Genomic DNA, 21,777 nt, shown 5'->3' on the forward strand with positions numbered 1-21,777 from the left:
TGGATGGCGGGGACGAAGAACGTCCAGCCGTATTGCAGGTTGGCGATCATCACCATGCAGATCACGCCGATCACCAGCTGACCCCAGCGCCCGAAGGGCGGTGCGGACGCCGTGCCCAGGGTCGGTTGGGCGGTCCCGCCCGAACGTGGGGTGGCGGCGCGAACGGTCATGACCGTCTTCCTTGGTGTCTCGTCTGTTGTTTGCCGAGTTCTAGCCGGGAATATTTTGAATTCAAGAAACTTTGCTGGCAATGGCGCCGCAAGTCGAAACAAAAAATTTGGATCACGCGTATAAAAAATTCAAACTCTTGCTGCCGAGGCCTTTAACTTCACACCAGTGCTGCGATGCGGAGTTCCTCACCCGGATCGGTCGGGAATCGTACAATTCCACGGCCTCGGATCGGAACATTTCAGCAATTGTTATCGTTCGGCTTTCGACTTCGCGGTGCCCGGCGCATGCCGTGTCCCGGCCTCCCACGCGATCATGAGGATCATTTCGATGAGCAGCACCACCGACAAGATCAAGGGTCTCGCCAACGAAGCCGTCGGCAACATCAAGCAGGGCGTCGGCTCGGTCACGGGCAACGAGAAACTGCAGGCCGAAGGCAAGGCGCAGGAGCTGAAGGGCGAGGCCCAGAAGACCGTGGGTGATGCCAAGGACGGGATCAAGGGCGCGGCTCAGAGCGCAGCCGACGCCGTCAAGAAGATCTGACGATCCGACCCGAAGGCCAGTCCGGAGAGGGGAGTATCCGTCCCCTCTCCGTTGGACCGACGTCCAGGCGACGTCCGGCCGAGACAAGATCGAAGACCGAACAACGATTCCGGAGCCTAGACCATGGTTCAGGGCCTAGGCCCGGATCGGTGCGACGGCAGGAGGGATCGGGCTCACGCCCTTCCATCGGATCGCGAAAGGAGATGTGTCCATGAACAGAGATCATTTCGACGGTAGCGTCCGCAACCTTCAGGGTCGCGGCAAGACGGCTCTCGGCGCGGTGACCGGCCGCGCGCGTCAGCAGGTCGAAGGCGCGTACGATCAGGCCGCCGGCGCAGCGCAATACGCGTATGGCGAAGCGCGCGACACGGTGAACGACCTGCGTCGCGATGGCGAGCGCTTCATCGACGAGACGAGCGCGCGCGCCCATGCCCTGGCCGACGAAGCAGAGCAGCGTCGCCAAGCGATCGCCGACCGTGGGTATGCCCTGGCCGACGAAGCTCAGCGCCGCGGCCGTCATTACCGGGGTGAAGCCGTGCGGCACGGCCGGGCCGTGGCGGCTCGGGCGGACGAGAACAAGGCCGTCACGCTCGCCCTCGTGGCGGCGGCGGCCTTCGGGCTGGGATGGCTGCTGCGCCCCTCGCGCTGAGTTCCGAGATCCGGACACCCTTCTTGTTCCGGACACCCTTCTTGTAGAGCCCCATTCGGCCTAGAAGACCACCCTGGCGGCGCGGGGCCGCGAGGGACACGACGACCATGGCGGTGCGGAACTGGTTCGATCTCACGACCGGCGAGATCGCGTCCGCCATGGACCGCTCGATCGCGGTTCTCCCCGTGGCAGCGGTGGAGCAGCATGGACCGCACCTGCCGCTGTCCACCGACGTCACCATCGCCGAGGGCTATCTCGCCCGGCTGGCCGAACTCGATGCGGGCGACCTCGACATCCTGGTCCTGCCGGTCCAGAGCATCGGCAAATCGGACGAGCACGATGCGTTTCCCGGCACGCTGACCCTCACGGCCGAGACGGCCCTGCGGGCGTGGGGCGAGATCGGCCACAGCCTCCATCGCGCCGGATGCGGCAAGCTCGTCATCGTCACCTCCCATGGTGGCAATAGCGGGCTCATCGATCTCGTGGCGAGCGACCTGCGCAGTCTCGGCATGCTCGCCGTCACCACGGCCTGGAGCCGGTTCGGCTACCCGCCAGGCCTCTTTCCCGACGACGAAATCAGACATGGCATCCATGCCGGCGCCGTCGAGACGGCGCTGATGCTGGCGCTGAAGCCCGATGCGGTGCGCCGTCCGGCCGTCGCCGATTTCGAGCCCCGCACGGTGGCGATGGAGCGAGACTTCACCCATTTGCGCGCCGGCCGCCCGGCGGCCTTCGCCTGGAAGTCGCAGGACCTTCACCCTTCGGGCGCCATCGGCAACGCGACGCTCGGCACGCGCGAGGCCGGCCTCGCGGCCCTCGACCACGGTGCGAGAGCCTTCCTCGAACTTCTGCGCGACGTGGACCGCTTCCGCCTCGATCCGTGAGGCGCCTTCGCGGCGCCTAATCCTCGTCCTCGGTCTCCGGGGTGCGGCCGGGCCAGGTGACGATCTGGTCGAGGAGTTCGTCGGTGGTGAACTCCTCTTCGTTGCCCGAGATCCGGCCGCGCACCGAGATGCCGGCTTCGTGGACGCTGGCCTGGCGGCCTGAGACGAGGGGGTGCCACGGATAGAGATCCTGGCCGTCGCGCACGAGGCGATAGGCGCAGGTCGGCGGCAGCCATTGGATGGTGCGGACCGCCTCCGGCGTCAGGCGGACGCAATCGGGCACCCGTCTCTGGCGGTTGACGTAATCGCGGCAGTTGCAGGCGAGCCCGTCGAGGAGGGTGCAGCCGACATCGGTGTGGTAGACCTCGCCGGTATCGTCATCCTCGAGCTTGAGCAGGCAGCACCGGCCGCAGCCGTCGCACAGGCTCTCCCACTCGGACGACGACATCTCGTCGAGGGTCTTCTCCCGCCAGAACGGCTTCGATGGCTCGGGCGCCATCGCGTCCGGGGCAAGGAGGGGGGATGTGCGGTCCCTCATCGGGAGCACCTTCGGGGTTCGGAACGGGAGGGCGGAGCGCGCAGGCTCCTTGACGCATGTGGGCCTGATCGGCAAGCCGCGCCACCTCCGCGCCCCATTCCCGGATCAAGGTTGACGAAGGGTTGTTCTTGCCGACGTCGCGGCGTTTTCGCTTTCCGACGCATTATGGTGGGAAGCCGGTCGTGCCGCACCCGCGGAAGGGCGGACGATGTGCTTTGCCGGGCCTCGCGAAGACGCGCGGAGCTTGGTAGTGCTTGCCCTGCGGCATCGGTGAGCGGTGCCGGCCGTGCGTTGAGGACAGAGATCACGTCGTGCGCCTGCCCAAAGCCACCTCGCTCCTGACGCGCCTGAAACGCGCCGCCCTCGGCTTCGATGCCTGGGTGAATGCGAGCCTGTACGATAGCGGCCGCTCCACCGCCGAGACCTACGAGCGATTCGAGCAGCGCATGCAGGTCTTCTCGGTGCGTGGCTGGAAGCGTGTCGCCCTCGATCTCACCAGCGAGGGGGTGACACTCGGCACCGGCGGCGCCGTGCTGATGCTGGCCCTCGCGCAGCCCGCCTTCAACCTCACCAGCGAGAATTGGCTGAAGCAGCAGGATCTCGCCGTCACCTTCCTCGACCGCTACGGCGTCGAGGTGGGGCGGCGCGGGATCAAGCACGACGACTCGCTGAAACTCGACGACTTTCCCGACAGCATGATCAAGGCGCTAGTCTCCACCGAGGACCGGCGCTTCTATGAGCATTGGGGCATCGACCCGATCGGCACGGCGCGCGCGCTCGTGTCGAACTCGCGCGGCGGCGGCAACACGCAGGGTGGCTCCTCCATCACCCAGCAGCTCGCCAAGAACCTGTTCCTCACCAACGAGCGCTCCCTGGAGCGCAAGATCAACGAGGCGTTCCTGGCGCTCTGGCTCGAGAGTCATCTCAGCAAGAACGAGATTCTCAAGCTCTATCTCGACCGTGCCTATATGGGAGGCGGCACCTTCGGCGCGGTCGCGGCGGCCGATTACTATTTCGGCAAGCCCCTAAAGGACGTGAGCCTCGCCGAAGCCGCGATGCTGGCCGGCCTGTTCAAGGCACCGACGAAATACGCGCCGCATGTGAACCTGCCGGCGGCCCGCGCCCGCGCCGTGGACGTGCTGCACAACATGGTGGAAGCCGGCTTCGTCACCGAAGGCCAGATCCAGACGGCATTGCGCAACCCGGCGACGCCGGTGACCCGCACCCGCGACATCACCGCCGATTACTACCTCGACTGGGCCTTCGGCGAGATCAAGGGCATGGCGGATTCCGGCAAGCTGCGCGGCGACCGCGTGCTGATCGTGAAGACCCCCCTCGATATCGGTATCCAGAAACGTGCCGATCAGGCGGTGGAGAACATCCTGCGCCAGTACGGCGACCAGTACGACGTGGACGAGGCCGCCATGGTCATCCTCGATCCGGACGGGGCGCTGCGCGCCATGGTCGGCGGGGCCGATTACGGCGAGAGCCAGTTCAACCGGGCCACCGATTCCCTGCGCCAGCCGGGCTCCTCGTTCAAACCCTACGTCTATGCGGCGGGCCTCGCCGCCGGCCTCTACCGGCCCGACACCCGGGTGGTGGACCGGCCGATCTGCCTCGGGAACTGGTGCCCGCAGAATTACGGCCGCTCGTTCTCCGGCGCCACCAACCTCACCGTGGCGGTGGCGAAATCCATCAATACGATCCCGATCCAGATCTCGGTCGCGTTGGGCAAGGCCATCGGCATCAAGGGCGACTTCCCCGCCGCCAAGGCCGGGCGCGCCAAGATCATCGACATGGCCCATCGCATGGGCATCACCACCCCGCTCACCGATTCCGTTTCGCTTCCCATCGGCTCGGCGGAGGTGAACGTCATCGATCAGGCGGCGGCCTATGCGGTGTTCGCCAATGGCGGCCGCAAAGCCAAGCCCTATGCGGCCATGGAGGTGAAGAACTCCTCGGGCGAAGTGATCTACCGCCATGCCGACGAGAAGCCCGAGCAGATCCTCTCGCCCCAGGTCGTGGCCGACATGAACTTCATGTTGAACAAGGTGGTGGAGGAGGGGACCGGCCGTCGCGCGCAGCTCGACGGCATCAAGGTCGCGGGTAAATCCGGGACGACCAACGCCTACAAGGACGCCTGGTTCGTGGCCTATACCGGCAATTACGTGGGCGCCGTCTGGTTCGGAAACGACGATTCCACCTCCACGAACAAGATGACCGGCGGTTCGCTTCCCGCCATGGCCTGGCACGACGTGATGGAGACGGCCCACCAGGGCATCGAGTTGAAGGCGATGCCGGGCCTCAAGGAGAACACCCGTCCGATGGCGCAGGCGGGGTCGTCCTCGCCACCCAACGCGGCCGCCAGCGCGGCCGGTAAGCTCTCGCGGCGCTCGTTCGAGGTCATCGGCAGCATGAACGGCCTGTTCCGCACCGTGGAGGCGGGGACGCCCGCCGGCGCCCGCGCCGCCGCTGGGGAGACCACGGGCGCCGTCGCCGATGGCGCCCGCCCGGTCGGCCGCATCGGCATTCCGTAGCGACGGTGTCCACACGGCCCCAGGATGTCAGCCGCCGCATGAGCACCACAGATCACCCTGCCCGGTCCGGCGCGATGCCCGGCATCGCGGGCGTCGCCGTCCGGGGAAGCCGCGCCTTTCGCGCCGTCCTGAGTCGGACCTCGCGCGTCGGGCTCGTCTTCTACACCCTCGCCCTCGGCGCGGGCTTGGGGTTGGCGACGGCGGATTACGCCACGCGGGGCGGCTATCCGTTCGGTGGCGTTTCGGTGGGGAGCTGGATCGCGTGGCCGCGCACGGGCTCCCTCGGCGCCGACCCCTATGCCCGCGCGGTGAATGCCCGGCGCGGTGAGATTCCCCTGGCGGTGGGAGAGGGGCTGCTTCTCACCGCCTCCCAGGACGACGAGGGCCGCGCCCTCAATGCCGCCTGCACCTACCGGATCGCCGGCGCGACGCCTCCCGCCAGGGCCTGGACCATCACCGTCGCCGGGCGCGGCAAGCGTGACCCCGAACGGCCTGTGCTGCGCGAGGGCTTCACCTCCACGGAGGTTCTGCGCGACGTCGACGGGCGCTTCTCCATCGTGCTCGCTTCGGACGTCCAGCCCGGCAACTGGCTGCCCATGCCGCGCGCCGCCGGGCCGGTGCGGCTCGCGCTCCGTCTCTACGACACGCCGGTGGCGGCCAGCGCCGGCACGGTGGAGCGGTCTGCGGTTCCCACGATCTCCCGCACGGAATGCGCGGAATGAACCCGACCGGCCGTTTCCTTCTCGCGACCCTCGCCGGCCTCGTCCTGGCGGGGCTGGTCCATATCGCCGTGGTGCTCGCGATCCCGAGCCTGTCGGAATCCGACGCCCTGACGAAGGCGCGCACCAGCGAGGCCCTGGACCACGCGATGCCGGTCTATACGCTCTCCACCGGCATCAACCCGGCCCCCACCGAGGCGTGGCTGCCGATCCCCGATCCCTCGGTCGCGGTGGGTATCTGCGCCTACAACCTCGCCGATGGCCCGATGCGGGTCTCCGCCCGGACCGGCGCGCTGATGCTGTCCCTGGCCGTCCATGGGCGGCGGGGAGCCTTCTATGCCGTCACCGACCAGGCGGCGGTGCGCGGCGCCCTGGACCTCGTGATCCTCACCCGCGCCCAATACGACGAGGCCCTGGCCAACGAGGACGAGAACGACGTGAGCCGCGACGTGCGCATCGTCGCCACAGAACGGGAGGGTTTCGTGGTGGTGCGCGTGGTCGCGGCCCTTCCGAGCCAGCGGCAGGCGGCGAACGAGGCGGTCCAGGCCGTCTCCTGCACCATCGACAGTCCCACCGAGGACGCCGCGAAATCCGGCGGCTGACGGCCGACCGACGCCCTGTCCGGGCGGGCGGCCCGTCTCAGTATTTCGCGACGATGGGTCGGGCGGCCTGGGGGGCGGGTGCCTCCACCAATCCGCAGCGCGCTTCGGCCGCCGCCGGGAGCAGCGGGTCGAGCATCACCCGGCGCCCGTCGAGACCGGCGAGACTGCGCTCGACCGATACGGCCTCGACCGAGGGGACCTCCACGAGGAGATGCTGCAGGGCGTAGCGGTAACGCTCCGCGCGAACCCCCGTCTCCAGCCGGACCCAGGCCACGAGGCAGCGGTTCTCGGCCACCCGCATGGCGGCCTGCCGGATGCTCTCGTCGTCGAGGCTCTTCACGAAGGGCAGGCTGCGCAGGCGCAGGGTATCGGCATTCGCCACCCGCGCCGCCGTGGCCACGAAGAGCGGGATCAGGCGCGCATCCGCCGTGATGTCGTCCGCCAGTCGGCGATAGCGCGAGACGGGCGAGCGAAAGGGTTCCGCGACCAGGGCGGCATGATAGCTGGTGACGTCGTCCTCGCGCCAGCTCGGCGGCAGCACGCGGGTGCGCGTGAGGTTGGCCAGGGCGTCGGCGAAGGTCTCGCTCTCGGCCGCCGGCATCAGGAAGCGCCAGGCCCGGTCGCGCAGGGTGCGCTCGTCGTCGGTGAGGGAAAAATCCGAGGCCGGCTCGTTGCGGTATTGCGCGGCCAAGGTGCCGGTGGTCGCCACGAGGCTGTTCCAGGCGCTCGGGGCCGGGCGGCCGAAATCGCCTTTCTGGGCGCAGCCGCCCATCAGCAGCATCGCGGCAGCGGATGCGGTCTTGATCAAGCGCCCAGTGGGGGGGACGGGGTGGGACGCCGGCATCGCACTTCCTCGGGTTGACGGTGCCTGGTCGGGCCTCACGGTGACCGGAGGCGTGGGGTGTCAGGAGTGCCGGCGCTGCCGGGGAGTGGACATCGCCGGTTCGGGCATGCGCTCGTAGCGGACGCCGGTGAACAGCAGGATCTCGCCCCGCGTGGCTCTGTCGTTCTCGTCATCCCGGCGGAACCGGCGACCGGAGCCCTGGCGGAACGCCACGACGCTGGCCGTCGGCAGCGGCAGCGAACGGTCTCCCAGACCGACCGATGGCTCACTGGGGTGTGTTTTGGCACTCTGGGACTTGCGGTCAGGCGTCATCGCTGGCGATCCCATCGATCCTCGATACGCACCACCCGAACCCGTCGGAAACGTCCCCTCGAACTCTCCCGGGGCGGATCCCGTCGAATTCTCAATCGATCGTGATGCAGAGCGGAGAGCATCACGAGGTGGTTAATGAAAAGTTTCCGCTCTCCATCGAATCGCGGGAGAGCGCCGGGCGGTGGCGGTAGGGACCGAATCTCCGTGGCAATATCGCCGCAGCCGCGACGCCTGTCGGAACTGAAGCCGCGGAATCTGCTCTGGCTTGCAACTTGCTTTGAATTTTACTGCCCATGGCGGGCGTTTCCTCCCTTGCACTCGGCCCCGCTCCCCAATGAGCGGGGCCTTTTTGTCGAGGGATCTCGAAAAACTGTGACCGGGGCGCCACGCCCATGGTTCCGCTCATATCCAGCCGGAACCGGGACGGTGTCCCGCGCGCTTGCTAAGCCATGGCTGCGCCCGATATGCCGCCACACTCCGATCCGAGCGAAGGACAACGCAGAATGCGCGTGGCGACCACACGATCCTCCAGCCCCTCGAAGGGCCGGTCCCTGGCCCTGAAGGCTGCACCCTTCGCCCTTCTGCTTCTGGCCGCCGGCCCGGCCCAGGCCCAGCGCGAAGACCAGGGCCTGCAACTCGGCTGCGCCAACGATTATTTCCGCCTCTGTGCCGGCGTCGATCCCAACAGCAACGAGGCCGAGAAGTGCATGGAGCGCAACCGTCCCCGCCTGTCGGCCGAATGCCGCAACGCCATCGGCGATTACGACCGTCGCAGCGGTGGCAAGTCCCGGTAAGGGGCAGGCCCGGTCTCCGACATCTCCCGGCAAGAAGCCTGTCGACGGAAGCCAGGCCATCGAATAGGCCTGCGACTCCGGTGGAAGACCGGGGGGCGGCTCCCCCGACCTTCGACCATGCTCGATCGTGAATGAGGCTCGTGCGCCATGGCCCTGACCGTCGCGGTTCAGATGGACCCGATCCAGGCGATCAGGATCGCCGGTGACACCACCTTCGCTCTGCTCTTGGAAGCGCAGGCGCGGGGACACGATCTCCTGTTCTATACGCCGGACCGGCTCTCCATGCAGGGTCAGGTGGTGACGGCGCGGGTCGAGCCCCTCCGGGTCCAGGACGTGGAGGGCGCCCACGCGACCCTCGGGGCCATGCAGCGTGTCGATCTCGCCGATGTGGATGTGGTCCTGATGCGCCAGGACCCGCCCTTCGACATGGCCTACATCACCGCGACCCACATGCTGGAGCGGATCCATCCGCGGACCCTGGTGGTGAACAACCCGGCCGAGGTGCGCAACGCGCCCGAGAAGCTGTTCGTCCTCGACTTCCCACAACTCATGCCGCCGACCCTGATCACCCGCGACAAGGCTGAGATCGAGGCGTTCCGCGCCGAGCACGGCGCCATCGTCATGAAACCCCTGCACGGGCATGGCGGCGCGGCGGTGTTCCGGGTGCTGCCGGAGGACGCCAATTTCGGTTCGATGTTCGATCTGTTCTCGGTGACGTTCCGCGAGCCCTGGGTGGTCCAGCGCTTCCTTCCCAAGATCACCGAGGGCGACAAGCGCATCATCCTGGTGGACGGTGAGCCTCTGGGCGCCATCAACCGTGTCCCGGCGCTCAACGACATCCGCTCCAACATGGTGCGCGGCGGGGCGGCCGCCGCCTCCGATCTCACCGAGCGCGAGCGGAACATCTGCGCCACGATCGGGCCGGAGCTTCGCCGGCGCGGCCTCATCCTCGTCGGTATCGACGTGATCGACGGCAACCTCACCGAGATCAACGTCACCTCTCCCACGGGTATCCGCGCAATCAAGCGGCTCGGTGGACCGGATCTCGCGGTCTCGGTCTGGGATGCGATCGAAGGGCGGCTCTCCGCCTCGGTTTGACGGGATTAAGCCGCCTTTAAGCGCGGCAGCCTAACGCTCGGGGCCGGTTTCAAACCCTCCGGCCCGGTCGATGCACCCCATCACGCAAAGCCATTCTTCCGGCCGGTTCTCCGGTACCGGCCGGTGAGTGGTCGCGCCCTGCCCATACGGCTCGCCCGGATGTTCCTGGTCGGCGGCATCGCGACCCTGCTCTATGCCTGCCTGAGCCTGGTGGGGACGACGGTGGTCGGGCTTCCGCTTCCCCTGGCCTCGCCCCTTTCCTACGCCCTCGCCTCGCTCTGGTCCTATGCCGGTCATCGCTGGCTGACCTTCGGCGACAGACGGCCGGCGCCTCGCGCGGCGTTGCGGTTTTCCCTTCTGACGATGGCCGGCTACGGCGCGGCCGCAGCGATCCCCGCCATCGTCGGCGGGATCTTCGAGGGGCCTTCCTGGCTCTCGATCCTCGCCGTCTGCACCGGGATTCCCGCTGGGAATTACGTGATCCTGAGCCGGCACGTCTTTTCCGAGATGCCACAGGATCCTCGACAGCCGGTAGGGCATACGGGATGAGATCCGATCCGGCCTCCATCCCGGTCTCGAGGCAGTCCCCCGGCGGGGCGTCGCGACCGTTCGTGCCGGGGGCGTGGGGAGCCTCGTCGATCCTCGTGTTCCTGGTCGTGGTCCTCACGCTGTCCATCCGCGCCGGTCAGTTGCTCAACGATCCCGACAGCCAGTGGCACATGGCCATCGGCCGCTGGATCGTCGCACATCGCACCGTGCCCTGGACGGACCTGTTCTCCCACACCTTTGCCGGATCGCCCTGGATCGCAAAGGAATGGGCCTCGCAGGTGCTGTTTTATGGGGCCTATGCGGTCGCCGGCTGGTGGGGCGTCTGCATGCTCACCATCCTGGTCGTTGCCGGCTCGCTGGCCGGCCTGCACCTGTGGCTGCAATGCCGTGTTTCCGCCACCGCGGCGCTGTTGGCGATCACGGCCGTGTTCGTGGTCCTCGCGCCGCACCTGCTCGCACGCCCGCACATCCTCACGGTGCCGGTCCTCCTCGTCTGGATGACGGGCCTCGTGGCGGCACTGGAGCGGGGGAGGGCGCCGTCGTTCTGGCTCATCCCGGTGATGGTGGCCTGGGCCAATCTACACGGAAGCTACCCGATCGGCCTCGTCATCGCCGGTATCCTCGCAGGCGAGGGCGTGCTCTCCGGCTCCCGCTCCGAATGGATCGGCAGGGCTTTGCGATGGGCACGCTTCCTCGCCCTCGCCACGGTCGCATCCTGCCTGACGCCCTATGGCTACGTGCCGTTTCTCGTGAATCTCGGCCTGTTCAACAGTGGCGAATCCCTGCCCTTCATCGACGAATGGCAGCCCCTCGGACTGAACGGCGCGGGCATCCTTGCCGTCGCGATGTTCATCGGCAGTATCGTGCTGCTGCTGACAGCCCCCCGAAAAACCCTGTTCCGGCTCGGCGTGGTCACGCTCCTCGGGGTGATGATGATCCGCCACGCGCGCTTCGCGGATCTGTTCGTCCTGGCAGCGCCGATCCTCGTGGCGGGGCCTGCCATGGCGCGATTCCCTGCGCTGCGTGGCGCTCCGACCATCGCCGCCTCACGGGGGCTCGGCCTCATTATTCTGGCCTGTACCGTCGCGGCGATCACGATGGCGGCCCTGGTCTCGCCGCGTCCCAGCGAAGCGATGACGCCACAGGCCGCCCTCGACGCGGCGCGCGCACTGCGCCTCACCGGCCCGGTCTACAACGACTACGATTTCGGCGGTTTCCTGATCCGCTCCGGCGTGCCGACCTTCATCGACGGGCGCAGCGATCAGCTCTTCCTCGGCGGCTTCATGAACGGCCTCGACCGGGCGCTCGCCGCATCGGAGCCCGAGCGCTTCGCCGCCCTGCTGGCGCGTTATCGCGTCACCTGGGCCCTCGTGCGGAGGGAAGGGCGGAGCGCCGATCAGCTGCGCCGCCTGGAGGGCTGGCGCCTCCTCCATGAGGATGAGACCGCTGCGGTGTATCATCAGGCCGGCGACGCGCCCGCCGCGCGGTAACAGCCCGTATGTCACCGGCCGAAGCGAATGCCGGCCGGGATCCGCCGAGCATCGGATCCCGCGCCACTCCGCCTCGGACGCAGCGGCCTCGTCGCTTCAGCCCTTCGAGGCGTGGACCGCCAGTTCCGGCTTGTGGTTCAGGGTCTGGAACACGACGCAATAGCGCTCGGTCAGCTTCAAGAGCTGGTCGAGCTTCTCCTGCGGCGCATCGGTGTCGAGGGCGAAGTTCAGGCGGATCGCGCGAAAGCCCACCGGGGCTTCCTTGTCGACGCCCAGCGTGCCGCGGAAGTCGAGGTCGCCCTCGGCGCTGACAGTTCCGGCGCGCAGCTCGATCTCGAGGGCGGTCGCCACCGCTTTGATCGTGACCCCGGCGCAGGCGACCAGCGCCTCGAGCAGCATGTCGCCCGAGCAGAGTTCGAGCCCCGACCCGCCGGTGGCCGGGTGAAGTCCGGCGACGGCGAGCGCCCGGCCGGTCTCGACCTTGCAAGCGATGGAGCTGTCGTCCAGCGTGCCCTTGGCTTTCAGCGTGATGACGGCGGATTCCGGCGCGCTGCGGTACTGGTCTTTCAGCGGGGCCTGGAGCGAGCGCAGGGTGGTGGCGTCCATCGGGTGTGTCCTCGATCGTCTTGGTGCGATTGTGATCTTTTTCTTTGCTTGGGCATCTAACCTGGGATGGAGGCAGACGCCAGAGAAGCCCTCACCACCATTGCGCCGCCTCGGTGGGCGCCGCCGCCTGGGCCGGCTTCAGCGAGCGGTCCAGGGCGGCGAGGATGCGCCGGGTGGCGGCCTCGCTATGCGGCGAGGCCGGATCGCGCGGGCGGGCCAGCGCCAGGGGGATGGCATCGTCCAGGCGGCCGGGCTTGGGGCGCATCACCACCGCCCGGTCGGCCAGCGCCACCGCCTCTCCCACATCGTGGGTGACGATGAGGATCGTCGGCTTCGTCTCCTGCCAGAGGGCGAGGAGATGGCCGTGCAGGTCCTTTCGGGTGAAGGCGTCCAGCGCCGAGAACGGCTCGTCGAGGAGGAGCACGCGCGGGTTCGCCACGAAGGCACGGGCGATGGACACGCGCTGCTGCTGCCCGCCCGAGAGTTCCCTCGGCCAGCGGCGGGCATGTTCGCCGAGCCCGACCATCTCCAGGGCATGGGCGACGCGAGCCCTGCGCTCGGCCTTGGGGAGATGGCTCAGTCCGAAGCCCACATTTTCGGCGACATCGAGCCAGGGCAGCAGGCGGGGCTCTTGGAAGACGAGGCCGACTCCTGGATGCGGCGCTGCGATCGTCTCCCCGTCGAGGGCGATGCTGCCCTCGCTCGCCCGGTCGAGCCCGGCGACGAGCCGTAGCAAGGTGGTCTTGCCACAGCCCGATCCGCCGATGAGCGCCACGATCTCGCCCTGCGGCACGGCGAGGTCGATGCGCTCCAGCGCCCGCGTGCCGTCGGAATAGGTCTTGGACAGGCTATCGAGGGTGAGCATCGCGGGGCGCCAGCCTTCTTCGAACCGGTGAGGGGACCTACAACGTCTCCCGCGCCGTGTCCTGCCAGCGCGTGAGAGGCCGGGTCACGGCGACGAGAACGGTATCGGCGAGCTTGCCGAGGATGGCGAAGGCGATGATCGCGGCAAGGATCTGGTCGGCCTTACTGAATTGCTGCCCGTCGATGAGGAGGTAGCCGAGCCCTTCGGAGGCTCCCATCAGCTCGGCGGCGACCACGAACAGGAAGCCGAGGCCGAGGCCTGTGCGGAGCGCAGTGAGGGTCGCCGGAAGCACGGCGGGGAGCAGGATGCGCCGTGCGAGCTGCAGGGTCGAGAGCCGGAAGATGCGGCCCACCTCGATCAGCTTGCGGTCGACGGAGGCGATGGCCCCCGCTACCCCGATATAGACCGGGAAGAACACCCCTACCGCGATCAGCGCCACCTTCGGCGTCTCGAGGATGCCGAGCCAGAGGATGAACAGCGGAACCCAGGCCAGGGACGGCACGGCGCGCAACGCCTGGAGCGTCGGATCGAGGATATGGCGGGCGGTGGGAAGCGCCCCGGTGAGGGCGCCCGCCGCGATGCCGGCCACCGCGCCGAAGGCGAAGCCGAGGGCGACGCGCACCAGCGTCGCCTGAACGTGCATCCAGAGGTCGCCGGATGCGGCGAGATCGTAGAGGGTCACCGCGATCCGGCTCGGCGGGGGCATCAGCCGCCCCTGGGCGAGGCCGGTATGGACGGCGGATTCCCAGCCGATCACCAGGGCGAGGGGCAGGATTAGGCCGAGGGCGACGCGGCCGCCCTGGTCCCATACCGTCTCTCGCCGAGGCTTCGGCGCCGCCTTCGTGTCGTCCGCTTCGGGTCCGGCCACGGATCAGCGGGCGGCAGGCGCGAATTGCGGATCGATCAGCCCGTCCACCGCCGCCTTCACGTCGGTACCGGCGGGGATCACCGCCGCCTGCTGCAGGGCGATGCCGGCGGCGGCGATCGATTCGGCCTGGGCCTTGCCGATGGCGGGCTGGGTCAGGTCGGTGCGCTCGATCTGCCGGGCGATCACCGGTTCGGGCAGCTTCGTCACGGCCACGAGCGCGCTCTTCAGGGCGTCGGGATTCTTGATCGCATAGGTCCGGGCGGTCTCGTAGGCGGCGATCACGGTGCGGACGAGGTCCGGGTTGGCCTTGGCGAAATCCTCGCGCACGTCGAGGACGCCCCAGGTGTTGGCGGCGGCGTCCCGGTAGAACAGCACGTCGTCGTTCTCGATCTCGGAGGCCGCCATCATCGGGTCGAGGCCGGCCCAGGCATCGACGTCGCCCCGGTCGAGGGCGGTACGCCCGTCCGCATGCTGGAGCAGGACGAGCTTGGCGTCTTTTTCGGTCAGGCCGGCGCCCTGGAGCGCACGGATGAGGAAGATGTGCGGGTCGGTGCCGCGGGTCACCGCGATGCGCTTGCCCTTGAGATCGGCGGGCTTGGTGATGCCGCTGTCCTTGCGGGTGACCAGCGCCGTCCATTCCGGCCGCGAGAAGACGTAGACCGCCTTGATCGGGTTGCCGTTGATCCGGGCGAGCAGGGCCGCGGCCCCGGCCGAGGACCCGAAATCGATGGCGCCGCCATTGAGGAATTCCAGCGCCTTGTTGGAGCCGAGGGACTGGGTCCAGCGGACCGTGATGCCCTTGTCCTTCAGGGCCTCTTCCAGGAAGCCCTTCTCCTTCAGGATCAGGCTCACCGGGTTGTAGGTCGCCCAATCGAGGCGGATCTCCTTGACCTCCGCCGCCTCACCGGGGCGCGGCATCAGCAGAAGCGACGCGGCGCCGCAGATGACACTCAGGATGGCGCGACGGGACAGAGTCATCGGTCAATCGTCTCCATGGTCCCGGCAGTGACGCGGGGCATCCGAGGTAGCCAGGACCGTTCGTTTCGTCAAACGAATTTTCCGGCAGAGAGAACGATATCCTACGGATTGCCTATCACATCTACGCAGCTGCCTAGCGTTGTCTCTGGTGTCCCTCCGGGAACATGATAACGGGTTTGCGCATGTTCGACGCCGCCGACGCCCTCAAGACGGTCCTCACCACTCTCGACCGCGACGTGCGCGAGGCGACGCAGCTGCGCGCGCTTCTCGTTCCGGAGTTGCGGCGCATCATCGAGCTCGGCCATGCCGATGCCGAAGCCCGGTTGATGGAGGAGCGCGACGGCACCGCCTGCGCCCAGCGGATCAGCAACCTCACCGATGCGGTGATCCGCACGATCCACGATGCGGTGGTGTGGCGGCTCTACCCCAACGACAATCCCTCCACCGGCGAACAGCTCGCCGTGGTGGCCACCGGCGGCTACGGTCGCGGGACGATGGCGCCGGGGTCGGACATCGATCTCCTGTTCCTGCTGCCCTACAAGCAGACCGCCTGGTCCGAGAGCGTCGTCGAGGCGATGCTCTACGTGCTGTGGGACCTCAAGCTGAAGGTCGGCCACGCCACCCGCTCGGTGGAGGAGTGCCTGCGCGAGGGGCGGGCCGACATGACGATCCGCACCTCGCTCCTCGAGGCGCGCTACCTCTTCGGCGCGAGGGCGCTGTACGAGGAGCTGGTGACCCGGTTCGACACCGAACTCGTCATGTGGACGGCGCCGGAATTCGTCGAGGCCAAGCTGCGCGAGCGTGACACCCGCGTCACGAAGGCGGGCGCCTCGCGCTACCTCGTCGAGCCCAACGTCAAGGACGGGAAGGGCGGCCTGCGCGACCTCAACACCCTGTTCTGGATCGCGAAATACACCTACCGCGTCCGCGACCAGAGCGAACTCGTCCCCGCCGGCCTGTTCACGCCGGAGGAGTACCGGGTGTTCGAGCGCTGCGAGGAGCTGCTCTGGCGCGTCCGCTGCCACATGCATTTCGTCACCGGCCGGTCCGAGGAGCGCCTGTCCTTCGGCCTGCAGCCGAGGATCGCCGAGCGCTTCGGCTACGAGCCGCGCGGCGGCCTATCGGGCGTCGAGCGCTTCATGAAGGCGTATTTCCTGATCGCCAAGGAAGTGGGCGATCTCACCGCCATCGTCTGCGCCGCCCTCGAGGCCCGCCACGCCAAGCGCACCCCGGTCCTCGACCGCTGGATCGGCCGCTTCCGCGATCGCTTCCGTGCCACCGCCATCGAGGCGGAGGATTTCATCGACGATCACGGCCGGATCAACCTGCGCACGGCGGATGCCTTCTCGCGGGATCCCGTGAACCTGATCCGCCTGTTCTGGCTCGCCGACCGCCACAACCTGCCGATCCATCCGGATGCGACGCGGGCCGCCACCCGCTCGCTCCGGCTCATCGGGCATTCCCTGCGCTCGGACACGGAAGCCAATGGGCTCTTCCTCGACGTGCTGACGTCGAAGAACTCGCCGGAGACGATCCTGCGGCTGATGAACGAGGTCGGCGTGCTCGGCCGGTTCATCCCCGATTTCGGCCGCATCGTCGCGCTGATGCAGTTCAACATGTACCACCACTATACGGTGGACGAGCATCTGCTGCGGTCCGTCGGCGTCCTGGCGGCCATCGATTCCGGCACGGTCTCCGAGGACCACCCCATCGCCACGCGGCTCATCGACACGATCAGCCACCGGCGCGCCCTCTACGTCGCGGTGCTCCTGCACGACATCGCCAAGGGGCGCCCGGAAGACCATTCCATCGCCGGCGCGGCCATCGCCGAGAAGATCGGCCCGCGCTTCGGCCTCACCCAGACCGAGACCGAGATCGTGGCCTGGCTGGTGGAGCACCACCTGCTGATGTCGATGACGGCCCAGAGCCGCGATCTTTCCGACCCGAAGACGATCCAGAAATTCGCCTCCGTGGTGCAGACCATGGAGCGGCTGAAGCTCCTGATGATCCTCACCGTCGCGGACATCAAGGCGGTGGGACCGGGCGTGTGGACCGCCTGGAAGGGGACGCTGCTGCGGACCCTCTACGACGAGACCGAGGTGCTCCTGTCGGGCGGTCATTCCGAGATCGCCCGGACCGACCGGGTCCGCCTCATCCAGATGGGACTGCGCGAGCAGCTGGCGGATTGGGATCCGGCCTTCTTCGACGCCTATTCCGCCCGGCACAACCAGGCTTACTGGCTGAAGGTCGACGCCGTCCGCCAGTTCAAGAATGCGGGGTTCGTGCGCGGTGTCATGGAAGACGGGCGCACCGTCGCCACCGTCTACGAGACCGATCCGACCCGGGGCGTGACCGAGATCACGATCTACTCGCCCGATCACCCGCGCCTTCTCGCCATCGTCACCGGGGCCTGCGCGGCGCTCGGCGGCAACATCGTCGACGCACAGATCTTCACCACCACCGACGGCTTCGCCCTCGACTCGATCTTCATCTCCCGCGCCTTCGAGCGGGACGACGACGAACTGCGCCGCGCCAAGCGCATCACCACGGCGATCGAGCGGGCGCTGAGGGGCGAGATCCGCATCGCCGATCTCGTGGCGGACCGGCACCCGCCGAGCAACCGCTCCAACACCTTCCTGATCCCTCCGGACATGGCGATCGACAACGCCCTGTCGAGCCGGGAGACCGTGGTGGAGATCACCGGCCTCGACCGGCCGGGCCTGCTCTACGAGCTGACCACCGCCCTCGGGCGCCTGAGCCTCAACATCACGTCGGCCCATGTGGCGACCTTCGGCGAGCGGGCGGTGGACGTCTTCTACGTCACCGACCTCACCGGGACCCGCGTCACCCAGCCCGACCGGCAGGCCGCGATCCGCAACGCGGTGATGGAGATCTTCGCCAGCGACGTTGCCGCTTTGAGGGCGGAGGGGCTGGAAGCACTGGTGGAGTCCCCGCCTCCGCGGGAAGCCTGAGCCCCCTGCAGGCCTGAATCTCGCGGGGGGCTGAGGCGGAGAAGAGGGGCGGGACGGCGCTCGGCTTGATTTCATCCCGCGCGCGTCTGATATCAGCTGCGATCCCGGAGCATGGTGCCGAACCCCGTCGAGCGGGTTCTCGGCGCCGTGCCCGGCCCCATTCCGATCGACCGCGTGCCGACGGTCTCCGGCGACAGAGACCGGCGACTGGCGCGGGGCGAGCAACCTTGCGATCGACGAAGAGCGATGATGGCGAACGACATGGAGCATGACGGGCAGCGCGCCGAGACGGCGCCGGAGACCGACGTGAAGCCCGAGGCGCGCGCGGAGGACAACGCCGTCGCCTTGGCGAGCCTGATCACCGAGCGCGACGAGCTGAAGGATCGCGTCCTGCGCACCTTGGCCGAAATGGAGAACCTGCGCCGGCGCACCGAGCGCGAGGTCGCCGATGCGCGGACCTATGCGGTCACGAATTTCGCGCGCGACATGCTGAACGCGGCCGACAACATCCGTCGTGCGCTGGAGAGCGTGCCGGCGGAGGCCGCCTCCACCGCCGAGGGTCCGCTCAAGGCGCTGATCGACGGGATCGAGCTCACCGAGCGCGATCTCGCCAAGACCCTGGAGCGGCACGGGGTGAAACTCATCGAGCCTCAGGGCCAGCGCTTCGATCCCAACCGGCATCAGGCGATGTTCGAAGTCCCCAATGCCGAGGTCCCGAACGGGACGGTGGTGCAGGTGATGCAGTCCGGCTACGTCATCGGCGACCGGGTCCTGCGCCCGGCCCTCGTGGGTGTCGCCAAGGGCGGACCCAAGGCGGCGGCCAATCCTGCGGATGCCGCCTGAGGCATCCGCCCGAACGAATGGCCTCGTCCCGGATGGTGCGTCCGCGACGAGGCGACGAGGCCGTTACTTCACCTCGACGCTGTCGATGACCTCCCGGAACTTCGACAGCATGGCGCTGCGCTGGTCGGCCCGCACCACGCCGAGCGCGCGGAGGTAGCCGTCCGGCGCGAAGCGGATGGTCTGGGACACCACCACCGGCGTGTTCGAAGGGCCGTCGACCGCGCGGGCGACGATCTCGTGCCAGTCGACGCCGTTCTGGCGGTAGGTCTGCGAACGCTCGACCGCGAAATCCTTCATCGTCTGGTTCGAATAGAGCGCAGCGCGGGCGAAGGCATCGCGCTGTTCCGGCTGCGGCGGCTGCTGGACTGCCTGGGCCAGGACCAGGATGGGCTGTTCGAGATTCAGCATCTGGTCCTTCGGGCCTTGCGTCATCAGGACCGAATTGCCCGCGAGCACCCGGACAGGCCGGAACCCGGCCGACTCGCGGATGCGGAACGGCAGGGCCGCGACCTGCTCGTCCAGGGTCAGTTCCGGCCGGATCTTCACGCTGGTCAGCATGTTCCGCATGGTTTCCGGCGTCTCGGCATCCGGCACGGTCTGGGCGATGATGATGCCCGTGACCGTGGTGTCGCCGACGAGCAGGAGCCATTTCTTGATGGCCGGGGTGGCCGCGCCCTCCGGAGCCGGCTGCTCTCCCGTGAAGAGTACCGCGTCCACGTCGCCCGCGACCTTGATGGCCTCGCGCGTCGCGACGACGAACCCCTGCGTGCGCAGGTTCTCGTCGGTGAAGCTCTTCTCCAGGTCGACGAAGGCCGTCGACGGCAGCTCGACGATGGAGAGCGTCGCGCCGCCTTCCAGCCGCTCGAATCCCGAGAACCGCTTGGACAGCGCCATGTCAGAGGCCGGCGTGAAGCCGAAGCGCGAACTCGGCGGGAAGATCGCATCGGCGGCCCCGGCCACGGAGATGGCGCCCGACGAGAGCCCGGCGATCAGGGCCAGTGCCACGACCGGACGGACGAGATTACGCAGACGCATCGGATCCATTCTCCGCGACGGAGCCGCCTCTCGCGGCTCCGGGCCATGTGTTCGAATGCGAGACGTCTCCGTTCAAGGCGAAGGGCTCGCGCGGCCTCCGTGAGGAAGGCTCGCCGACGATGGGTCGGCCCACGCCTTCCCGCTGTCAAGCGTTGCGGTCGCCCCGCGACCGGGCCGTGGCTCCACGCCGCTGGCCCCGCGTCTCTCGGATGAGGGAGGGAGGGCACAGAGGCGTTCCGGATGTCCGTTCCCGAACTACGCACCGATGCCCGGCGCGGCCTTCGCCGCACTTTGCATTCAGGCGTCGTGGTCGATGTCCCTCTCGAGCACGGCCTTGCTCTCCACCGTGGTGTCGGATTTGAGCTGGTAGACGAGCGGGATGCCGGTGGCGATCTCGAGGCTGGCGATGGTCTTCGTGGTCATGCCGTCGAGCACCATCACGAGCGCGCGCAGCGAATTGCCGTGGGCGGCCACCAGGACGCGCTCGCCGGCCATGACGCGTGGCAGGATGGTCTGGATGTAATAGGGCAGCACGCGCGCCGCGGTGTCTTTCAGGCTTTCCCCGCCGGGGGGCGGAATGTCGTAGGACCGGCGCCACTGGTGGACCTGGGCGTCGCCCCAGCGCTCACGGGCATCGTCCTTGTTGAGGCCCGACAGGTCGCCGTAATCGCGCTCGTTGAGCGCCTCGGACCGGACCGTCTCGATGCCGCCCTGGCCCATCTCCTCCAGAATCAGCGCGCAGGTATGCTGCGCCCGCTGCAGGTTGGAGGTGAAGGCGACATCGAACGCATAGCCCTGCTGCTTCAGCCAGCGGCCGGCGGTCCTGGCCTCGGTGATGCCGAGCTCGGTGAGTTGCGGATCGCGCCAGCCGGTGAAAAGCTTCTTGAGGTTCCATTCGCTCTGGCCGTGGCGAGCGAGGACGAGCAGGCGCTCCATCGGACGTCCATCCTATTTCTCGGTGAATGGTGCGACGCAACAGAATCTGCGCCTGCGGGGCTGGTGTACCGGCCGACCTGAACAGTCAATGACCGGGCGCTCGTATCAGAGCCCGAGGACGTCGGCCATGCCATAGAGGCCCGGAGGTTTGTCATGGGCCCACAACGCCGCCCGCACGGCGCCACGGGCGAAGATCGCGCGATCCTCGGCATGGTGGCTGATGGTGATGCGCTCGCCGGGGCCGGCGAAGGTCACGCTGTGGTCGCCCACCACCGTGCCGCCGCGCAGGGTGGCAAAGCCGATATCGCCGGGACGCCGCGCGCCGGTATGGCCGTCACGGGTGGAGACACGGGTCTCGGCGAGGCTGACTCCGCGCCCCTCCGCCGCCGCCTCCCCGAGGAGGAGCGCCGTGCCGGAGGGCGCGTCCACCTTCATGCGGTGATGCATCTCGACGATTTCGATATCGAAATCCTGATCCAGCGCGGCGGCGACCTTGCGCACCAGCCCGGCGAGCAGATTCACGCCTAGCGACATGTTGCCCGAACGCACGATGCGGGCATGGTGCGCCGCCGCAATGAGCTTGGCGATGTCCGCGTCGGCGAGGCCGGTGGTGCCGACGACGTGGACGATGCGGGCCTGGGCGGCGAGTTCGGCAAAGAACGTCGTGGCGGCCGGCGTGGTGAAGTCGAGGACGCCGTCGGTGGCGGCAAAGACCGTGAGCGGATCGTCGGAGACGGCGACGCCGAGGGGCGGCAGGCCGGCCAGCGCCCCCGCATCCTGGCCGAGGGCCGGCGAACCCTCGCGCGCGACGACGCCGCTCAGGGTGCATCCCTCGGCTTCCGCCACCGCCCGGATCAGCATCCGCCCCATGCGCCCCCCGGCGCCGACCACTGCGAGCCGCATCCTGTCGCCCTTCCTCGAAACGTCGCGCCTGCGGTACAGCCTCG

The 21,777-nt window shown here is 68.3% G+C and carries 22 protein-coding genes and 1 pseudogene; 12 read left to right on the forward strand and 11 right to left on the reverse strand.

What is annotated here, in order from left to right; genetic code table 11:
- Window positions 1-170, reverse strand: a pseudogene (locus MBTS_RS23585) (oxalate/formate MFS antiporter); the annotation flags it as partial.
- Between the two features lie 328 nt (window positions 171-498).
- Between MBTS_RS23585 and MBTS_RS01150 the strand changes: the two are divergent.
- The 3 genes from MBTS_RS01150 (at window position 499) to MBTS_RS01160 (ending at window position 2,244) form a co-directional block, all read left to right on the forward strand.
- Complete coding sequence (locus tag MBTS_RS01150; protein ID WP_018045822.1) at window positions 499-711, forward strand: CsbD family protein; 213 nt, start codon at window positions 499-501, stop codon at window positions 709-711.
- 211 nt (window positions 712-922) lie between these two features.
- Entirely contained in the window at window positions 923-1,360 is a 438-nt protein-coding gene (locus MBTS_RS01155; RefSeq protein ID WP_056143114.1) for a CsbD family protein, read from the forward strand.
- A 107-nt stretch (window positions 1,361-1,467) separates the two neighbouring features.
- Window positions 1,468-2,244 (forward strand): creatininase family protein, encoded by a 777-nt coding sequence (locus MBTS_RS01160; RefSeq protein WP_192214924.1) that lies wholly within the window; start codon window positions 1,468-1,470, stop codon window positions 2,242-2,244.
- Between the two features lie 16 nt (window positions 2,245-2,260).
- On the opposite strand, the gene MBTS_RS01165 is transcribed toward MBTS_RS01160, so the two are convergent.
- The gene (locus MBTS_RS01165) at window positions 2,261-2,782 is read right to left on the reverse strand and encodes a YcgN family cysteine cluster protein (RefSeq protein ID WP_238254201.1); all 522 of its coding nucleotides are present in this window, start codon (window positions 2,780-2,782) and stop codon (window positions 2,261-2,263) included.
- Window positions 2,783-3,093: 311 nt separating this feature from the next.
- Between MBTS_RS01165 and MBTS_RS01170 the strand changes: the two genes are divergently transcribed.
- The 3 genes from MBTS_RS01170 (at window position 3,094) to MBTS_RS01180 (ending at window position 6,640) form a co-directional block, all read left to right on the forward strand.
- Window positions 3,094-5,319 (forward strand): transglycosylase domain-containing protein, encoded by a 2,226-nt coding sequence (locus tag MBTS_RS01170; RefSeq protein ID WP_192214925.1) that lies wholly within the window; start codon window positions 3,094-3,096, stop codon window positions 5,317-5,319.
- A gap of 74 nt (window positions 5,320-5,393) precedes the next feature.
- Entirely contained in the window at window positions 5,394-6,041 is a 648-nt protein-coding gene (locus tag MBTS_RS01175) for a DUF1214 domain-containing protein (RefSeq protein ID WP_192214936.1), read from the forward strand.
- Window positions 6,038-6,640 (forward strand): DUF1254 domain-containing protein, encoded by a 603-nt coding sequence (locus MBTS_RS01180; RefSeq protein WP_026176270.1) that lies wholly within the window; start codon window positions 6,038-6,040, stop codon window positions 6,638-6,640. The genes MBTS_RS01175 and MBTS_RS01180 overlap by 4 nt, the downstream gene beginning before the upstream one ends.
- A gap of 37 nt (window positions 6,641-6,677) precedes the next feature.
- On the opposite strand, the gene MBTS_RS01185 is transcribed toward MBTS_RS01180, so the two are convergent.
- Window positions 6,678-7,484 carry a hypothetical protein gene (locus tag MBTS_RS01185; protein ID WP_373321335.1) on the reverse strand — a complete coding sequence of 269 codons (807 nt, stop codon included), beginning with the start codon at window positions 7,482-7,484 and terminating at the stop codon, window positions 6,678-6,680.
- Between the two features lie 60 nt (window positions 7,485-7,544).
- A complete protein-coding gene (locus MBTS_RS01190; protein WP_192214939.1) occupies window positions 7,545-7,796 on the reverse strand; it encodes a hypothetical protein in 252 nt (83 codons plus the stop codon).
- A gap of 503 nt (window positions 7,797-8,299) precedes the next feature.
- Between MBTS_RS01190 and MBTS_RS01195 the strand changes: the two genes are divergently transcribed.
- The 4 genes from MBTS_RS01195 (at window position 8,300) to MBTS_RS01210 (ending at window position 11,727) form a co-directional block, all read left to right on the forward strand.
- The gene (locus MBTS_RS01195; protein ID WP_018045813.1) at window positions 8,300-8,590 is read left to right on the forward strand and encodes a hypothetical protein; all 291 of its coding nucleotides are present in this window, start codon (window positions 8,300-8,302) and stop codon (window positions 8,588-8,590) included.
- Window positions 8,591-8,737: 147 nt separating this feature from the next.
- Window positions 8,738-9,688 carry a glutathione synthase gene (gene gshB / locus MBTS_RS01200; RefSeq protein WP_147832618.1) on the forward strand — a complete coding sequence of 317 codons (951 nt, stop codon included), beginning with the start codon at window positions 8,738-8,740 and terminating at the stop codon, window positions 9,686-9,688.
- 123 nt (window positions 9,689-9,811) lie between these two features.
- Window positions 9,812-10,237 (forward strand): GtrA family protein, encoded by a 426-nt coding sequence (locus MBTS_RS01205; protein ID WP_238254202.1) that lies wholly within the window; start codon window positions 9,812-9,814, stop codon window positions 10,235-10,237.
- 62 nt (window positions 10,238-10,299) lie between these two features.
- Complete coding sequence (locus MBTS_RS01210; RefSeq protein WP_238254203.1) at window positions 10,300-11,727, forward strand: hypothetical protein; 1,428 nt, start codon at window positions 10,300-10,302, stop codon at window positions 11,725-11,727.
- Between the two features lie 96 nt (window positions 11,728-11,823).
- Here MBTS_RS01210 and MBTS_RS01215 read toward each other — a convergent pair whose 3' ends face one another.
- The 4 genes from MBTS_RS01215 to MBTS_RS01230 all read right to left on the reverse strand — a co-directional run bounded on the left by MBTS_RS01215 (window position 11,824) and on the right by MBTS_RS01230 (window position 15,044).
- Window positions 11,824-12,333: an OsmC family protein gene (locus MBTS_RS01215; protein WP_056163792.1), complete on the reverse strand. Its 510-nt coding sequence runs from the start codon at window positions 12,331-12,333 to the stop codon at window positions 11,824-11,826.
- 91 nt (window positions 12,334-12,424) lie between these two features.
- Window positions 12,425-13,198 (reverse strand): ABC transporter ATP-binding protein, encoded by a 774-nt coding sequence (locus MBTS_RS01220; protein ID WP_056143142.1) that lies wholly within the window; start codon window positions 13,196-13,198, stop codon window positions 12,425-12,427.
- 37 nt (window positions 13,199-13,235) lie between these two features.
- Entirely contained in the window at window positions 13,236-14,066 is an 831-nt protein-coding gene (locus MBTS_RS01225) for an ABC transporter permease (RefSeq protein ID WP_056143146.1), read from the reverse strand.
- A 3-nt stretch (window positions 14,067-14,069) separates the two neighbouring features.
- A complete protein-coding gene (locus tag MBTS_RS01230) occupies window positions 14,070-15,044 on the reverse strand; it encodes an aliphatic sulfonate ABC transporter substrate-binding protein (RefSeq protein ID WP_192214927.1) in 975 nt (324 codons plus the stop codon).
- 182 nt (window positions 15,045-15,226) lie between these two features.
- On the opposite strand from MBTS_RS01230, the gene MBTS_RS01235 reads away from it, so the two are divergent.
- Together MBTS_RS01235 and grpE are read left to right on the forward strand one after the other, a co-directional pair.
- Complete coding sequence (locus tag MBTS_RS01235; protein ID WP_147832615.1) at window positions 15,227-18,016, forward strand: [protein-PII] uridylyltransferase; 2,790 nt, start codon at window positions 15,227-15,229, stop codon at window positions 18,014-18,016.
- Between the two features lie 246 nt (window positions 18,017-18,262).
- Window positions 18,263-18,859 (forward strand): nucleotide exchange factor GrpE, encoded by a 597-nt coding sequence (grpE, locus tag MBTS_RS01240; RefSeq protein ID WP_056143153.1) that lies wholly within the window; start codon window positions 18,263-18,265, stop codon window positions 18,857-18,859.
- Window positions 18,860-18,922: 63 nt separating this feature from the next.
- Here grpE and MBTS_RS01245 read toward each other — a convergent pair whose 3' ends face one another.
- The 3 genes from MBTS_RS01245 to dapB form a co-directional block, all read right to left on the reverse strand.
- Window positions 18,923-19,894, reverse strand: a complete 972-nt coding sequence (locus MBTS_RS01245; RefSeq protein ID WP_147832614.1) for a hypothetical protein — start codon at window positions 19,892-19,894, stop codon at window positions 18,923-18,925.
- 297 nt (window positions 19,895-20,191) lie between these two features.
- Window positions 20,192-20,830 (reverse strand): 2,3-bisphosphoglycerate-dependent phosphoglycerate mutase, encoded by a 639-nt coding sequence (locus MBTS_RS01250; protein ID WP_056143159.1) that lies wholly within the window; start codon window positions 20,828-20,830, stop codon window positions 20,192-20,194.
- Window positions 20,831-20,935: 105 nt separating this feature from the next.
- A complete protein-coding gene (gene dapB / locus MBTS_RS01255; RefSeq protein ID WP_147832613.1) occupies window positions 20,936-21,733 on the reverse strand; it encodes a 4-hydroxy-tetrahydrodipicolinate reductase in 798 nt (265 codons plus the stop codon).
- Between the last annotated feature and the right edge of the window lie 44 nt (window positions 21,734-21,777).

This window comes from Methylobacterium bullatum (genome assembly GCF_014845095.1).
GTDB lineage: Bacteria > Pseudomonadota > Alphaproteobacteria > Rhizobiales > Beijerinckiaceae > Methylobacterium > Methylobacterium bullatum.

What these genes read in the sequence shown, in the direction of transcription:
- MBTS_RS01150 (WP_018045822.1), top strand. Translation starts at nt 499, where the DNA reads ATGAGCAGCACCACCGACAAGATCAAGGGTCTCGCCAACGAAGCCGTC.
- MBTS_RS01155 (WP_056143114.1), top strand. Translation starts at nt 923, where the DNA reads ATGAACAGAGATCATTTCGACGGTAGCGTCCGCAACCTTCAGGGTCGC.
- MBTS_RS01160 (WP_192214924.1), top strand. Translation starts at nt 1,468, where the DNA reads ATGGCGGTGCGGAACTGGTTCGATCTCACGACCGGCGAGATCGCGTCC.
- MBTS_RS01165 (WP_238254201.1), bottom strand. Translation starts at nt 2,782, where the DNA reads ATGAGGGACCGCACATCCCCCCTCCTTGCCCCGGACGCGATGGCGCCC.
- MBTS_RS01175 (WP_192214936.1), top strand. Translation starts at nt 5,394, where the DNA reads ATGCCCGGCATCGCGGGCGTCGCCGTCCGGGGAAGCCGCGCCTTTCGC.
- MBTS_RS01180 (WP_026176270.1), top strand. Translation starts at nt 6,038, where the DNA reads ATGAACCCGACCGGCCGTTTCCTTCTCGCGACCCTCGCCGGCCTCGTC.
- MBTS_RS01185 (WP_373321335.1), bottom strand. Translation starts at nt 7,484, where the DNA reads ATGCCGGCGTCCCACCCCGTCCCCCCCACTGGGCGCTTGATCAAGACC.
- MBTS_RS01190 (WP_192214939.1), bottom strand. Translation starts at nt 7,796, where the DNA reads ATGACGCCTGACCGCAAGTCCCAGAGTGCCAAAACACACCCCAGTGAG.
- MBTS_RS01195 (WP_018045813.1), top strand. Translation starts at nt 8,300, where the DNA reads ATGCGCGTGGCGACCACACGATCCTCCAGCCCCTCGAAGGGCCGGTCC.
- gshB (WP_147832618.1), top strand. Translation starts at nt 8,738, where the DNA reads ATGGCCCTGACCGTCGCGGTTCAGATGGACCCGATCCAGGCGATCAGG.
- MBTS_RS01215 (WP_056163792.1), bottom strand. Translation starts at nt 12,333, where the DNA reads ATGGACGCCACCACCCTGCGCTCGCTCCAGGCCCCGCTGAAAGACCAG.
- MBTS_RS01220 (WP_056143142.1), bottom strand. Translation starts at nt 13,198, where the DNA reads ATGCTCACCCTCGATAGCCTGTCCAAGACCTATTCCGACGGCACGCGG.
- MBTS_RS01230 (WP_192214927.1), bottom strand. Translation starts at nt 15,044, where the DNA reads ATGACTCTGTCCCGTCGCGCCATCCTGAGTGTCATCTGCGGCGCCGCG.
- MBTS_RS01235 (WP_147832615.1), top strand. Translation starts at nt 15,227, where the DNA reads ATGTTCGACGCCGCCGACGCCCTCAAGACGGTCCTCACCACTCTCGAC.
- grpE (WP_056143153.1), top strand. Translation starts at nt 18,263, where the DNA reads ATGATGGCGAACGACATGGAGCATGACGGGCAGCGCGCCGAGACGGCG.
- MBTS_RS01245 (WP_147832614.1), bottom strand. Translation starts at nt 19,894, where the DNA reads ATGCGTCTGCGTAATCTCGTCCGTCCGGTCGTGGCACTGGCCCTGATC.
- MBTS_RS01250 (WP_056143159.1), bottom strand. Translation starts at nt 20,830, where the DNA reads ATGGAGCGCCTGCTCGTCCTCGCTCGCCACGGCCAGAGCGAATGGAAC.
- dapB (WP_147832613.1), bottom strand. Translation starts at nt 21,733, where the DNA reads ATGCGGCTCGCAGTGGTCGGCGCCGGGGGGCGCATGGGGCGGATGCTG.